The sequence below is a fragment of the Pseudohalioglobus sediminis genome (assembly GCF_008370495.1).
In the GTDB taxonomy this organism is placed as follows: domain Bacteria; phylum Pseudomonadota; class Gammaproteobacteria; order Pseudomonadales; family Halieaceae; genus Halioglobus.
The window spans coordinates 237,708-251,594 of record NZ_VTUX01000009.1 but is presented as its reverse complement, the minus strand read 5'-3'; the positions used below and the strand labels follow the sequence as shown (position 1 = coordinate 251,594).

13 protein-coding genes and 1 rRNA gene are annotated in these 13,887 nt (G+C 59.1%); 10 read left to right on the top strand and 4 right to left on the bottom strand.

What is annotated here, in order from left to right:
* Positions 1–356 precede the first annotated feature (356 nt).
* From rrf to F0M18_RS17620, 4 genes are all read left to right on the top strand, one after another.
* Positions 357–472, top strand: a 5S ribosomal RNA gene (gene rrf / locus F0M18_RS17635).
* Between the two features lie 419 nt (positions 473–891).
* Positions 892–1,653, top strand: a complete 762-nt coding sequence (locus F0M18_RS17630) for a class I SAM-dependent methyltransferase (RefSeq protein ID WP_149612783.1) — start codon at positions 892–894, stop codon at positions 1,651–1,653.
* 89 nt (positions 1,654–1,742) lie between these two features.
* A complete protein-coding gene (locus F0M18_RS17625) occupies positions 1,743–2,114 on the top strand; it encodes a VOC family protein (RefSeq protein WP_149612782.1) in 372 nt (123 codons plus the stop codon).
* Positions 2,115–2,170: 56 nt separating this feature from the next.
* Positions 2,171–3,082 carry a hypothetical protein gene (locus F0M18_RS17620; protein ID WP_149612781.1) on the top strand — a complete coding sequence of 304 codons (912 nt, stop codon included), beginning with the start codon at positions 2,171–2,173 and terminating at the stop codon, positions 3,080–3,082.
* Positions 3,083–3,088: 6 nt separating this feature from the next.
* Here the strand turns inward: F0M18_RS17620 and F0M18_RS17615 are convergent, their stop codons facing one another.
* From F0M18_RS17615 to F0M18_RS17605, 3 genes are all read right to left on the bottom strand, one after another.
* A complete protein-coding gene (locus F0M18_RS17615) occupies positions 3,089–4,540 on the bottom strand; it encodes a wax ester/triacylglycerol synthase family O-acyltransferase (RefSeq protein WP_149612780.1) in 1,452 nt (483 codons plus the stop codon).
* Positions 4,541–4,656: 116 nt separating this feature from the next.
* Entirely contained in the window at positions 4,657–6,966 is a 2,310-nt protein-coding gene (locus F0M18_RS17610) for a Tex family protein (RefSeq protein ID WP_149612779.1), read from the bottom strand.
* A gap of 111 nt (positions 6,967–7,077) precedes the next feature.
* Positions 7,078–7,479, bottom strand: coding sequence for a CBS domain-containing protein (locus F0M18_RS17605; RefSeq protein ID WP_223178006.1), 402 nt, complete (start codon positions 7,477–7,479; stop codon positions 7,078–7,080).
* Between the two features lie 90 nt (positions 7,480–7,569).
* On the opposite strand from F0M18_RS17605, the gene F0M18_RS17600 reads away from it, so the two are divergent.
* The 6 genes from F0M18_RS17600 to F0M18_RS17575 all read left to right on the top strand — a co-directional run bounded on the left by F0M18_RS17600 (position 7,570) and on the right by F0M18_RS17575 (position 12,143).
* A complete protein-coding gene (locus F0M18_RS17600) occupies positions 7,570–8,073 on the top strand; it encodes a SixA phosphatase family protein (RefSeq protein ID WP_149612778.1) in 504 nt (167 codons plus the stop codon).
* Positions 8,070–9,479, top strand: a complete 1,410-nt coding sequence (locus tag F0M18_RS17595) for a M20/M25/M40 family metallo-hydrolase (RefSeq protein WP_149612777.1) — start codon at positions 8,070–8,072, stop codon at positions 9,477–9,479. Before F0M18_RS17600 ends, F0M18_RS17595 begins: the two co-directional genes overlap by 4 nt.
* A gap of 91 nt (positions 9,480–9,570) precedes the next feature.
* Positions 9,571–9,804, top strand: coding sequence for a hypothetical protein (locus F0M18_RS17590; RefSeq protein ID WP_149612776.1), 234 nt, complete (start codon positions 9,571–9,573; stop codon positions 9,802–9,804).
* On the top strand, positions 9,801–11,117 hold the full coding sequence (locus tag F0M18_RS17585; protein ID WP_149612775.1) for a dicarboxylate/amino acid:cation symporter: 1,317 nt from the start codon (positions 9,801–9,803) through the stop codon (positions 11,115–11,117). Before F0M18_RS17590 ends, F0M18_RS17585 begins: the two co-directional genes overlap by 4 nt.
* 68 nt (positions 11,118–11,185) lie before the next feature.
* Complete coding sequence (locus F0M18_RS17580; RefSeq protein WP_149612774.1) at positions 11,186–11,836, top strand: MBL fold metallo-hydrolase; 651 nt, start codon at positions 11,186–11,188, stop codon at positions 11,834–11,836.
* On the top strand, positions 11,829–12,143 hold the full coding sequence (locus tag F0M18_RS17575) for a DUF2288 domain-containing protein (RefSeq protein ID WP_149612773.1): 315 nt from the start codon (positions 11,829–11,831) through the stop codon (positions 12,141–12,143). Before F0M18_RS17580 ends, F0M18_RS17575 begins: the two co-directional genes overlap by 8 nt.
* Positions 12,144–12,164: 21 nt before the next feature.
* Here the strand turns inward: F0M18_RS17575 and F0M18_RS17570 are convergent, their stop codons facing one another.
* A complete protein-coding gene (locus F0M18_RS17570; protein WP_188109790.1) occupies positions 12,165–13,877 on the bottom strand; it encodes an amidohydrolase in 1,713 nt (570 codons plus the stop codon).
* Positions 13,878–13,887: the final 10 nt, after the last annotated feature.

Sequence of the window (13,887 nt, the reverse complement as noted above, 5' to 3'; positions counted from 1 at the left end):
TAGGCTGGGTGTGGAAGCGTTGTAAGGCGTTGAGCTAACCAGTACTAATTGCCCGTGAGGCTTGACCATATAATCCAAGTTATTTGACGGCTTTACCGTTGTTCCTGGCTGCTGTAGTCGGGGATGCAGTAAGGGCGTTAGAGAGAAGACAGTTGGATGTTGTGACAAGTCCAGTGTTGAAGATCAACACACCAGAACAAGCAGTTTGATTTACCTGACCTTATTTGAGGACGTGAAGTGCGCACCGTCATCCCGGCCAGAAGATTGCCGGGAGAGCCTGCCCCGCTTTTTCGGGTAGAGCCTGCCCCGCTTTATCGGGCATGGTTGTCGCCGCTGTCGCGCCTCAAGCCAGTTTGCCTGGCGACAATAGAGCGTTGGTACCACCTGACCCCATCCCGAACTCAGAAGTGAAACGACGCATCGCCGATGGTAGTGTGGGGCTTCCCCATGTGAGAGTAGGTCATCGCCAGGCTTCTAAATAGAACAACCCCCTGCAGCATCGCTGCAGGGGGTTTTTCTATTTAGGATGCGTTGACTCTCTGTCAGTAGATATTGGGCACATGTGACCCGGCCTGTACCGTAGGTACGGCAAGGAGGCGCCGCAGGCGTCCCGAAGGGAAAGCGAGCACCGCTCGCTTCCTGTAGTAGGTCATGCCCGATACAGCGGGGCAGGCTCTACCCGATAAAGCGGGGCAGGCTCTACCCGATAAAGCGGGGCAGGCTCTCGCCAGGCTTTAATACGAAATCCCGTTACTCGATTGAGTAGCGGGATTTTTTTATGGGCGCGTGTAAGGTCTCTCCGGTTGTGGCAAGCGTGATAATAGGTCTCGCCGCACGCGCTGTGATTATCTATGATGCTAGCCTCTTGCTAGAAACGAGCTTGATTAATTTATGACGCCGGATCAGTGCAATCACTTTATCGCAGAGCACTTCCAGGGGGCCTCAGTACAATTCCTCGATGAAATGACCCTGCAGTGCCAGGGTGTTCTCCTGCAGCTTACTCGAGGGCTGGATAAACAGCCTTCTTCAAATGACGTGGTCAGTCTTTTCAAGGGGCCGCGTTTTTTGCACAGCTACATGGAGTGCCTGGCGGGTTCAGAAGTCGAGAACATGGTCGAGGTGGGTGTACGCGACGGCGGCTCAGCCATTTTCTTCTGGAATTTGTTGCGACCCCGTCGGCTATGTTGCATTGAGCTCAGCAGTGGTGCACCAGCACTCGATCACTACAAGAAAGACCAGGACCTGCACAGCAGCTTGCACACCTGTTTTGGCGTTGATCAGTCGGATCGGGAGGAAATGGTCAAGGTGGTTGATACTACCTTTGCTGACCAGACGCTGGATCTGGTGATTGACGATGCATCGCACCTCTATGGCCCCTCACGAGTAACATTCGAAACCCTGTTTCCCCGCTTGCGCCCGGGCGGACTCTACATACTCGAAGACTGGAAGGCGAGTTTGCTGGTTCGCCACCGCGATGGTGTGTCGGCCGATGAGCCGCTGCACCAGCTGGTTCACGAATTGCTTGAAGTGTCGCTTTACCATCCGGGAATCATCGCCTCGATAAATTGCCTGCATCATTTTGTCGTTGTGAAACGCGGGCCCGAGGAACTCGATTCGGAGCAGTTGGCCCTTCAGATCGGCACCGCCCCCTGACGCGTTGGCCAGTGTGCCCAGGCCCTACCTTTACCCGGCTACATCATGTAGCCTTTGTCTCCGGAATTCACTTGAGGAGCACGTGAGAAATGATTGGATATGTAACGATTGGCGTCACGGATATGGAAAAGGCGAAAGCCTTCTACTCGGACCTGCTTAGTGACCTGGGTGCTTCCGTCATTATGGATATGGATCGCATCGCATTTATTGGCACGGGAATGGATGCGCCAATGCTGGCGGTGTGCGTGCCCTACAATGAAAGTGACCCGCAACCCGGAAACGGCAACATGATCGCCATCACCGCTCCCAGCAAGGAGAAGGTGGACGAGCTCTACCATAAAGCCAAGTCATTGGGCGGTAGCTGCGAGGGTGAGCCCGGGCAGCGTATCCCCGACATGTTTTACGGTGCCTACGTGCGCGATCCAGACGGTAACAAGATCGCGTTCTACGTATTTGGCTGATTGAGCGCAGGCTCAGGCGTCAGTGGCCCCCAGCAGTGCGCTGTCGGGTGAGAAGTTTGAGCTTCCTGGCTGCAGCGCCTTTGGCACTGGCGCTGTTCCTGCTACCGCAGGTGGCCTCGCTGGCAACAGTGGAGGCTGCCGACAGTCGCTTTGAGCGCACCATAACGGCGCTGCAGGTAGCAGATGATGACGCGCGTTCACGCTTTGCCAGCGTTGCCCTGTTGGAACTGGCGGAGACATACCTTGCCGAGGCGGATCTCGCCCGCAGCGAAGCGGATTCTTCTGAACAGGCGCAGCGCCTGGTGTTCTGGTCGCGAGCTGTGGGGCGTTATGCAGAAGGGCTGGTGGCGCTGGTCGCCGCAATCGATCAGGGCATGCCGGTGGCGTTGCGACTGAACGAGCGCGAGGTGCCGTCAGTCAGCGTCGACGGCCGTACGGTTATGCTGGCCCACCCTCGCAGTGATCAGCAGGCGGGTTATGAGCAGCGCGTTCTGAAACAATTCTGTACGGGAATTACCTGTACGGCGTTGACGGCAGCGAGGACGGCGCAACCGATTCCTGTGTCACCGCAGCTGGTGACGCCCGACTGGGAGTTCAGTGAGCTCGGTCCACGGTGCCATTACAGGGGGCTGAGCGTCCAGTTTCGCGCCCCGGGGCGCCTCGCCGCACAAAAAAGTATCTGTCAGCAATTTATGCAGGAAGTTGAAATGCTGGCTACCGAGATCGCCTGGCAGCAGCGCCACGGCGTATTCATAGAATGGGATGCAATACGCATACAGGCATCACCGGGGCAGCCAGCACACCTTGTCAGGCTCAATTCCTCGGACGATTCGCTGTTGCTGTCACTGCCAATCATAAGCAGTTCAAACGCGTTACCGGGCGCGATAGCACCTTGGCTACAACAGCGGTTTGCACCAGCCGGTCCGCCCTCAATAGTCATCGATGCATCTGAGCAGGGTTGGGATTAACCCCGGTCAGGCGCGTTTCGCACGGCGCTTACGCGGTTTCGCTTTGCGGAAAGTAGCCTTTTCCAGCTCATCATAGGACTCTTCCAGGCATTGCTTGTAGAAGTCAGGGTCCGGCATCATTTCCCGGCAGGACAGGAAGTTGATGCTGATCAGCCCCATGCCACTGATAACCGCGTGAAACAAGCCGGCCATGTCTACCAGGGGCCCGAGCCCCATCAACATATGTAACCTCGCGCCGGCGAGATACAGCGGCTGTTGCGGTCCGGGGACGTTCGAAATCACAGTGTGGATTGGCATGGGCACCGCATCCCGCTCAGCAGCGAAGGTGGCTGCACGCATGGTCAACTTGGCAAACTGCGGCCATAGACTGCGTGTAACATCCATCATCACTCCGGTGCCAATTACCTGCGAGGTCTCCTTCGAGTTTTGCGAATGTTTTAGCACCGCTTGAAGACGTAGCAGCGGATCTTCCCTGTCCGTTGCCATGTCTATGGTCATCATGCCTACCTCGTTGCCCTTGGAACCACTGTTGCGCTCCCTGCGCACGTTGATGGGTGCGGCACAGGTGAGGCTATGCTCGGGCAGTTCGTCCTTGGCCAGCAGATACTTGCGCATGGCGCCGCTGACAACAGTGACGATCACATCGTTTATGGTGCTGCCGGGCACGTGCTGGCGGATCTTTTTGATACGCGCCAGTTCCATTACCAGCGTATCTGTTACGCGGTGCGAACTGACGCGCCCATTGAAGCGGGTCTTGCTGGTTGAGGCCTCTTCCTCACCCTCATGGTGGGCCTCGGTGAGGCGGTTGGCTTTGATGAGGTTTGGTACGAGTTCGCTGACGGTGCTTACCAGCCTGAGCGGGCGCTTCACATTGTTGATATAGGCCTGGGTGACAACCTTGCCCAGTGGCGGCTGTACCTCCCCCTGCCAGTCGTCGTCTACATCCGGCAGCGGATCGTCCGGCGCCATGCTGTGGATGGCGGTGATGATTTCAGCGCCGGATACGCCGTCTATTGCTGCGTGATGAATTTTGATCATGATGGCGAAACTGTTGGGAGGCAGGCCTTCCACTTCATTGAGGCCTTCTATCACGTAGGCTTCCCAGAGCGGCCGCCTCATGTCGAGGCCGCGGGCATGCAGGCGAGCCATCAGGATGCACAGCTGGCGCCAGTCACCTGGCTTGGGCAGGGCGATATGGCGAACATGAAACTCCAGATCAAAGTCCGCGTCTTCTATCCAGTAAGGCGTATCGAAGCCCAGTGCGCCGCCGGCTAGTTTGCGTCGAAAAACCTTGGACTTGTGCAGGTTCTTGCTGAATACCTCGAGAATGTCCTTGAACCTGACCCTGCCTCCTGGCGCCTGCGACTGGTCATAGAACATCACCGGGGTAATGTGCATGGGCGTGCGATTGCTCTCCATTTGCACGAACGTGTTGTCTATCTCCGTAAGCTGTTCCATGTGACTCTCCCGTGCGCGGCTGCGTCAGGAGACTGTGCACCCTCAGGCGCGAGGGTGCAAGTAGATCAAAGTCAAAAAGCACGGCACCTGCGGCTACCGGCCAGCCGGTATTGGGCTTACTTGCGCCCGGCCCGTGCAAACGCATCAGCCAGCGCGGTGTTGGTCGCGGCTTTCTCCGGCCTCGGTTTGGCCCTGCTGTGCCCTCGCTGCCGCTTACTCTCCTTGGCGCTGCGGCCACTGCCTGCTTCACCGGCTTTGTCGGCCAGGCGCATTGACAGGCCGATCCGTTTGCGAGCCTCATCCACTTCCATGACCTTCACGCGCACGATATCGCCGGCTTTTACCACTTCCCTCGGGTCCTTGACGAACTTGTCTGCCAGTGCGGAGATGTGGACGAGGCCATCCTGGTGCACACCGATATCCACGAAAGCGCCAAAATTGGTCACGTTGGTGACGGTGCCTTCCAATACCATATCCGGGCGCAGGTCCGAGAGCTTCTCAACGCCTTCCTGGAATTCTGCCATCTTGAATTCAGGTCTTGGGTCGCGCCCCGGTTTGTCCAGTTCGGCGATGATGTCCCTGACCGTGGGCAGCCCCACGCTGTCGCTGGTGTAGTCAGCCGGCTGCAGGCCGCACAGGAAACCGCTGTCACCGATGATACTGGCAATGTCCTTGCCCTTGTGCGCAGCGATCCTTGCCACCACCTGGTAGGACTCCGGGTGCACCGCTGACGCGTCCAGGGGGTCCTCGCCACCGTGGATGCGCAGAAACCCCGCCGCCTGCTCAAATGTCTTGTCGCCAAAGCGGGGCACTTTCAGTAACGCTCGCCGCGAGGTGAAGCTGCCCTCCTGGTCGCGTAACTGCACGATGTTGCTGGCCAGGCTCTGGTTCAGGCCCGACACCCTTGCCAGCAGCGGCACTGATGCCGTATTGACGTCCACGCCCACCGCGTTGACACAATCCTCCACCACGGCATCGAGCTGTCGCGCCAGCTGTACCTGGCTGACATCATGCTGGTACTGGCCTACGCCGATGGATTTGGGTTCAATTTTCACCAGTTCCGCCAGCGGGTCCTGCAGTCGACGCGCGATTGAGATAGCGCCGCGTATGGTAACGTCCAGTTCGGGGAACTCCCGGGCCGCAAACTCTGACGCGGAGTAAATCGAGGCGCCGGCCTCGTTCACCATCACCTTGCGGCAACCGAGTTGCGGATGGGCTTTCAGCAGGTCGCCGACAAACCGGTCTGTTTCCCTCCCGGCCGTGCCGTTGCCTATAGCGATCAGGTCAACGTCGTACTTTTCAATCATTTGTCGTAGCGTTGATTCCGCTTCATGGGTTCGCTTCTGCGGAGCATGTGGGAAGATACTGCCGTGATCCAGCACTTTGCCGTTGGCATCGATCACCGCCATTTTCACGCCGGTGCGCAGTCCCGGGTCGAGGCCGATTGTCGCCTTCTGGCCGGCGGGTGCTGCCAGCAACAGGTCCTTCAGGTTGGCGGCGAAAACTTCGATTGCCTCCCGTTCCGCGCGCTCCCGCAACTGCCCCAGCAGGTCTGTTTGCAAGTGGGTCAGTAACTTGACGCGCCATGTCCAGCGCACGACTTCCCGCAACCATGTATCTGCCGGGCGGGCCTCATCGCGGATTGCCCAGTGCTCCGCCACCATGCCTTCGCACGGGTGAGCATCGGTGGGTTTTTCCTCGGCATGCATTAACAGGTGAAGATTGAGCACGCCCTCGTTGCGCCCCCTGAACATGGCGAGTGCACGGTGCGAAGGCACTTTTGACAGCGGTTCGATGTGTTCAAAGTAGTCACTGAACTTGGCGCCTTCCTGCTCCTTGCCGGCCACCACCGCAGAACTTAGCTGGCCATGCTCCAGCAGGAACTGACGCAGTTTTTCCAGCAGGTCGGCATCCTCTGCGAAGCGTTCCATAAGAATCTGGCGGGCACCGTCCAATGTTGACTTGATATCAGTGAAACCAGCCTCGGCGTTGAGGAAACCAGCGGCTTCAGATTCAGGGTCCAGCATCGGGTCCTGCAGCAGCTTGTCCGCCAGTGGCTCCAGTCCGGCTTCGCGCGCTATCTGCGCTTTAGTGCGTCGCCTTGGCTTGAACGGGAGATACAGGTCTTCCAGGCGGTTTTTGGTGTCTGCAGCGGCGATGGCGCGACTGAGCTCCGCTGTGAGCTTGCCCTGCTCGTCAATACTCTTGAGGATGGCATCCCTGCGCTCATCCAGGTCACGGAGGTAGTGCAGGCGCTCCTCCAGATGGCGCATCTGGGTGTCATCCAATGCGCCGGTAGCTTCCTTTCTGTAGCGGGCGATAAAGGGTACCGTCGCGCCCTCATCAAGAAGATCGATTGCGGCATTGACCTGTGCTTCACGCACGGCCAGCTCCTCCGCAATACGTTGGGAAATGGTTTTATTCATAGTGAATTAGAGTCTTGTGTGAACTAGTGATACTGAGGATGGGCCGCGCATTATGCGCCAGCCCGAGTTCCATTACGAGATGGAAATACGACAGGAAATGTGTATCAGGGCTTACTTGTTAAACTGGCGAATTGCCTTCAGCAACTGTCGACAGGTGACCTGGCCGATCAGCCTTCCGTTCTCCACTACCGGCCTGCGCCGCTTGTTCTTGTCCAGCATATCCTGGGCCACGTCGACAATATCCTCTTCCGGATGCGCAACCACCAGATTGTCAGATGCCATGTAGTCCCTGACCAGTCCAACCTTGCTGTTGTTGTACAGCGAGCCCATTGCTGCGCGCAAGCAGTCAAGTTCAGAGAGAATGCCGACCAGGTTTTCCCGCTCATCCACCACGCAAACCCCGGAGATCTTGTTGTCAATGATCACGCGCATGGCTTCCATAACGCTGTCGTCGGGGTGAACCTTCGCCGGATGCGTTATCAGGTAGTCGCGAAGTTTGACAGACTTGAGCATGAAGCACCTCTCGTATGAATCCAGTGTAGAGTATAGACTCATTTGACCGCCAGGGTCCCGGTCAGGCCAATATTCGGGGGAGGGGCCAGCTTGAAAGTACTGCACCTTATGCGACACGCCAAGTCCTCCTGGAGCCAGCCGGGACTGGCTGACCGTGAACGCGAGCTCAACAAGCGCGGACGCCGCGACGCGCCGCGTATGGGCATAGCGCTGTCCCGGCGCATTGAACCGGTTTCGATCCACACCAGCCCGGCTCGCCGTGCCCGGTTGACCCTGGAGGGCTTGTGCAGCAGCTGGCCTGCCGTGGCCACACTTCCACACCACACGGAAGAAGCCCTGTATACATTTTCCGGCGACGATCTCGCATACTGGATATCCGCCCGGGACGACAGCGTTGGCGAGTTGTTCCTGATCGGACATAATCCCGCCCTGACCGTGCTCATCAACTGGCTGACTGGCGAGCATTCACTGAACAATTTACCCACCGCGGCCTATGCCCGGCTCGAACTGGCTATCCCCGGTTGGTCTGGTCTCGACGCGGGCTGTGGTGTAATGCAAGACCTGCTCCTGCCGCGGAGCCTGGAAAAAATATGACGACTTCCAAGATAACATTCCACGTGGTGATTGTTTTTGCTTCGTGGTTGTCGCTGCTGGCGGCTACTGCTGTGCACGCATCGCCAGCAGAACGCCTGGCCGAGGCGGTGACCTTCCAGACCATCAGTTCACAGGATCCGGAGCAGACCGACTATGCCCCTTTCCAGGCCTTCAATGCATTCCTGCGCACCAGCTATCCCCGGGTGTTTACGCAGCTGCAGGTAGAGACGATAAATGATTACAGTCTGCTGTTCACATGGCCGGGGACGGAGGCGCAAGCCGGGTCGATACTGTTCACTGCCCATACGGATGTGGTGCCGGTGGAGCCTGGCACCGAGGATGACTGGACCCACCCTGCCTTCGCGGGGGTTATCGCAGATGGCATGATCTATGGCCGCGGCACCCTCGATGACAAGGTCGGCGTACTCAGTTTGCTGGAGGCCGTGGATACGCTACTGGCCGAGGGGTATCAACCGCGCAAGACGATTGTACTGGCGTTTGGCCACGATGAAGAGGTCAGCGGTCTCCATGGCGCGGCGGCACTGGCCGCCCGCCTGCGCGAACAAGGGCGCTACTTCGACTGGATGGTGGACGAGGGCGGTCTGGTGGTGAGCGACAATCCGGTACTGCCTGAGAAACCGCTGGCCATGATTAATGTGGCTGAGAAGGGCTATTTGACCCTGGCGCTAACGGTTGCGGGAGAAGGCGGGCACTCCTCGCAGCCGCCGGCACAGAGTACCATCGGGCGACTATCGCGGGCGCTGGCCAGGCTTGAGCAGCAGCCGTTTCCTCCCCGGTTGGTCGCTCCGGTAGACCTGATGCTGGAGACGCTGGCTCCCCATGTAGAGCAGCCGCGGCGGTTTGCGTTTGCCAATCTCTGGTTGTTCGAGGGGCTGGTAGCATCGCAGATGGCGGAAGACAGGCAGACTGCCGGGATGGTACAGACCACTACCGCACTCACCATGTTCAACGCCGGCGTGAAAGAGAATGTGGTCCCGCAGCGAGCCGAGGCGAAGGTTAATTTCAGGTTGTTGCCGGGTACCACCGTGGACTCGGTGGTCGCCTATGTCCGTGACGTCATCGACGATCCGGGCATCAGCATTGATTACCTGCCCTGGGAAAACCGGCCTGGCGTGGCGGATCACCGCGCCGAGGGTTTTGGGGTGATAGCCAACGCGGTCAGCGCGGTATACCCCGACGCGGTGGTGGTGCCGTCGTTGCTGGTCGCCACCACCGATACCCGGCACTACGTCGATCTGGCAGACAACCAGTACCGGTTTCACGGTATGCAGGTTCCCGCAGCGCACACCAGCGGCATCCATGGCACCGACGAGAAAATTTCCGTCGCCAGCTTTGAAAATACTATCCTGATCGCGCAGAAGATGCTGCGTGAGGGCGCTCGCTAGTTCACATCCCGTGGTGGCGGGTGTGCGGTGCGCGCAGGCTGAAAGGATGTTAGGCTTGCATCGCCCCCGAAAAAACGAATGGAGTACACGTATGCGCATCGTGTCTGGCGCGTTGCTGGTATTGCTGCTCGCTGCATGTGAAACCCCGCCTACACCAAGCCTGGTAACCCAGTGTGCCGATCCCCGGCCACAGGTGTGTACCATGGAATATGACCCCGTCTGTGCAGAACTGGCAGCAGGCGGCAAGCAACAGTACGCCTCAGGTTGCAACGCCTGTGCCGACGACGCTGTTAGCGGCTACCTGAAAGGCGAGTGTCCCGAGTGACACTGACCAACCGCATCCTGTTGGCCATGGTGGCGGGCATTGCCACCGGGTCCGTGCTCAATCTGTTGTTGAATGCGCCGGCCGTGCCGGATGCGTTGCAATCCAGCATCGATGTGTACCTGGTCGACGGGGTGTTTGACGTGGTCGGCCGTATATTTGTCGCCTCGTTGAAGCTGCTGGTGGTGCCACTGGTGCTGGTCTCGTTGATATGCGGCGCCTCTTCTCTCGGCGACAGCGCGCGTATGGGCCCCATAGCGGGGAAAACGCTCGCTTTTTACCTGCTCACAACCGCCGTGGCGATTACCCTGGCGCTGTGTTTTGCGTCCCTGATCAGTCCGGGAGCCGGCGTGGAAATGCCGGGCGCAGCGAGTTTCGAGCCCAGTGAAGCACCTCCATTGACTGATGTGCTGGTGGACATCTTCCCGTCCAACCCGGTGCAGGCCATGGCCGAGGGCAAGATGTTGCAGATAATCGTCTTCGCCCTGTTATTCGGCTACGCGATTTCGCATGCCGGGGAGCCGGGCCGTCGCCTTGCCAGCTTCTTTCGCGACGTGGATGCGGCCATCATGAAGATGGTGGAGATCCTGATGTCCCTGGCACCGTATGGTGTCTATGCGCTGCTGTCGAAGCTGTTCTCCAACCTGGGTATTGCCGCCATACTTGACCTGGCGGCTTATGTATTCACAGTAATCGGTGTGCTGCTTTTGCATGCCCTGGGCGTATACAGCCTGTTGCTGAAGGGCCTCACCGGGCTGTCTCCGGCAATGATGATGCGCAAGATGCGCCCCATCTGGGCATTTGCCTTCAGCACGGCATCCTCGGGGGCCACCCTGCCAATTACCCTACGTACCGTCGAAAAGCGCATGGGTGTACATAACTCTGTTGCCGGATTCACGGTGCCACTCGGCGCCACTATCAACATGGACGGCACTGCGATAATGCAGGGCGTGGCGACTGTCTTCATTGCTCAGGTTTATGGCGTAGATCTGTCCATGGGCGATTTCATCACCGTGATCCTCACCGCTACCCTGGCGTCGGTTGGCACTGCGGCGGTGCCGGGTGTTGGCCTGATTACGCTGGCCCTGGTTCTTGAGCAGGCCGGGCTGCCAGTTGAGGGTATAGCGCTCATCATTGGCGTAGACCGGCTGCTGGACATGGTACGTACCGCGGTCAATGTTACCGGTGATGCCACGGTCGCGGTCATTGTCGGCAAGAGCGAGAAGCAGTTCGATCAGTATGTTTTCGAGGATCCTCTTGCCGACCAGGACGGTGCGGGAACTCGCGACGAGGCGCTAACCACACCAACGCCCTGAACCACGCTTCGGTAGCGGGCTGTGGTATCCTCTGCCACCAATTTCAGACGAGAATCCGGGTTCCAGATATGTCGATACAGTGCACAATAGTGCCCGTCACCCCCTTCCAGCAAAACTGTTCCATTATCAAGTGCCAGGCTACTGGTAAGGCCGCGATTGTCGACCCGGGTGGCGACGTCGAACGGATCATGGAGGCCGTTGAAAAAATGGACGCCGTGGTGGAAAAAGTGATTCTCACGCACGCGCACCTGGATCACTGTGCTGCGGCGGATGTGCTGCGCCAGCAACTGGAAGTACCCATTGAAGGCCCCCAGAAAGGCGATACCTTCTGGCTGGAGAAGCTGCCTGAGTGGTGCCAGATGTCGGGCTTTCCGCATGCCGATCCCTTCGAGCCGGACCGCTGGCTGGAGCAGGGAGACACGGTCACCGTGGGCGAGCAGACCCTGCAGGTGGTGCATTGCCCGGGGCACACGCCGGGTCACGTGGTGTTTTACTACTCACCCCAGAAGGTGGCATGGGTTGGCGACGTGTTATTCCAGGGGTCGATCGGCCGCACTGATTTCCCGCTGGGCAACCACGATGAGCTCATTAGCAGCATACGCGACAAGTTGTTCCCGCTGGGTGACGATATTACGTTTATACCGGGTCATGGTCCGACCTCCACGTTCGGGCAGGAGCGGCGTACAAATCCGTTTGTAGCCGATTCCCGGTATGGATGAGCTGCCTGAAGACAGGGAGACTCTGCTGCGGCGTGAGTACCTGAGCCAGACGGCCCGCATCAACTGGCATGATCTGCAAACCTATTATGCCCACGGCAGTGTGGTCACCATCAGTGCCGACCTCGACCTGGTTGAAGTGGCCGTGCAACTGGGGCTGGACAACACCGACCAGTTCCAGGCGTGGATCGCCGCCGGACAGGTCGCCCCGGTAGGGGACGAGCGGGCACTGGCCTGGTACGAACGTAACCAGGAACTCTGGGCCGTGGTAGCGCCGCCCTGGGTGCTGGTGCAGCAAAGGGATCAGTAGTTGCGATCGCGCGCAACCCGGTCACGGTTCGTCAACGGGGTATAGCTCTCCCGCAAATACCGTTCCCCAGATCGGGATCTCCTGCAGTTGCTCCGGGGGCACGGTATAGGGATCCTGCTCCAGAACAGCGAAGTCAGCGCGCTTGCCGGCGCGGATGGAACCGATGTCATTTTCCTCTCCCATTATCCAGGCGGCATCAATGGTTATGGCGCGCAGGGCGGCTTGCAGGCTCGTTCTTTCCCTGGGGGCCTTGAGATGCCCATTGATGGTCACGCGGTTCACTGCGGTTGCGACCAGGGTCAGCGGTGACAGCGGTGCCATGGGACTGTCCGAGTGCAGTGCGAAGGGCATACCCAGGCGCTCGAGTGAGCCCAGCCTGACCATCTGTGCCGCGCGATCCGGTCCCAGCCAGCGCTCGGCGTACATGTCCGAAAGCAGGTAGTGGTAATAGGGGTTGGCCGACACCAACATCCCCAGCGCCGCCATCTGGCGGCTCTGATCTTCAGTGGAATAGGCAAAGTGTTCCAGTGTTGTGCGATGGTCAACGCGCGGGTGTTCCGCCTGCAGGGTCCGCACAAGGTCGATCAGCGCCGCGGCACTCTTGTCGCCATTGGTGTGGGCGTGAATCTGGAAACCCTGTTGCCAGAAAAATCGCGCCCAGGCGGTGGTGACTTCCAGCGGCGCCATCCATAATCCCTCGTGGCCATCCAGGTAACCGGGCGGCCCCATCTGCGACAGGCCGCTGAAAATGGCGCCATCCATCATGATCTTGAAGTGGTTGCCAACGGAGACGCGACCGGAGTTGTCTGCTTGCCAGGCCTGAATCTCCTGCAGTGCCTGTTGCGGCGTTTTTTTGCGTGCGAGGAAGTCGGTAATGATGGGCGTTAGTACAATGCGCGCGGGCGCCGCCCGGCCTTCTGCTGCCTGGCGTATCAGGGCAATTTCCTGTTCCGGGTTGCCGAAAATGCCCGTGCCCATGTCCAGTGCGGTGGTGACACCGGCGCGATGCATCATCTCCAGGAAGTTGGCCATACCCTGGCCGAAGCGATCGGGGCTGAACAGGAACGACATCCTCGGCACCAGGAATTTCAATCCGTTTTCCCAGAAATGCCCCCTGGGCCAGTCGATCTCCGGATGGTTCGCCACCTCTTCCTCGGTGACGCCCAGCATTTGCAGAGCGGCGTCATTCCCGATCAACTCGTGAAAGGAACGGTGCCACAACATCACCGGTGTGTCTCCAAACCAGGCGTTGAGCTGTTCCCGGAAAACCTCCCCGTGCCACAGCGGATGGTAGCCCCAGGCGATAAAGGGCACGCCATCGTTACGGTAATCCTGCACCAGCGCCTGCAGGCTCGCCTTGAAAGCGGTCGGGTCTGTGGCGCCGGGGAAGTCCCCGGTCGGCAGGTGCCAGTCGTCCGGGGCGAGAAATGGAAACTGGGTCAATACTGCGGGCAGGGACGGATGCACATGGGGGTCTATGAAGCCGGGCATCAATACTTTGTTCTCCAGCGTCTGGTCCAGCCTGCCACCGCGCGCCTGGAGCAGTGGTTCCAGTTCCTCCCTGGAGCCAACAGCCACGATGCGCCCGTCCTCGACAGCAACCGCCGTGGCTTCCGGGAGAGTGTGTTCCATGGTGATGATCTTGCTGGCGGTGTACAGCACCATCTCTGCGGCGCGGACGGCGCCGGGGAGAGTAATCAGTGCCAGCAGGAGCAATGTACGAATTGGCAGCATAAGCGTCGGT

Excerpts from the sequence above, each read along its gene's own strand:
- F0M18_RS17630 (WP_149612783.1), top strand. The coding sequence starts at position 892 with ATGACGCCGGATCAGTGCAATCACTTTATCGCAGAGCACTTCCAGGGG.
- F0M18_RS17625 (WP_149612782.1), top strand. The coding sequence starts at position 1,743 with ATGATTGGATATGTAACGATTGGCGTCACGGATATGGAAAAGGCGAAA.
- F0M18_RS17615 (WP_149612780.1), bottom strand. The coding sequence starts at position 4,540 with ATGGAACAGCTTACGGAGATAGACAACACGTTCGTGCAAATGGAGAGC.
- F0M18_RS17610 (WP_149612779.1), bottom strand. The coding sequence starts at position 6,966 with ATGAATAAAACCATTTCCCAACGTATTGCGGAGGAGCTGGCCGTGCGT.
- F0M18_RS17605 (WP_223178006.1), bottom strand. The coding sequence starts at position 7,479 with ATGCTCAAGTCTGTCAAACTTCGCGACTACCTGATAACGCATCCGGCG.
- F0M18_RS17595 (WP_149612777.1), top strand. The coding sequence starts at position 8,070 with ATGACGACTTCCAAGATAACATTCCACGTGGTGATTGTTTTTGCTTCG.
- F0M18_RS17590 (WP_149612776.1), top strand. The coding sequence starts at position 9,571 with ATGCGCATCGTGTCTGGCGCGTTGCTGGTATTGCTGCTCGCTGCATGT.
- F0M18_RS17580 (WP_149612774.1), top strand. The coding sequence starts at position 11,186 with ATGTCGATACAGTGCACAATAGTGCCCGTCACCCCCTTCCAGCAAAAC.
- F0M18_RS17575 (WP_149612773.1), top strand. The coding sequence starts at position 11,829 with ATGGATGAGCTGCCTGAAGACAGGGAGACTCTGCTGCGGCGTGAGTAC.
- F0M18_RS17570 (WP_188109790.1), bottom strand. The coding sequence starts at position 13,877 with ATGCTGCCAATTCGTACATTGCTCCTGCTGGCACTGATTACTCTCCCC.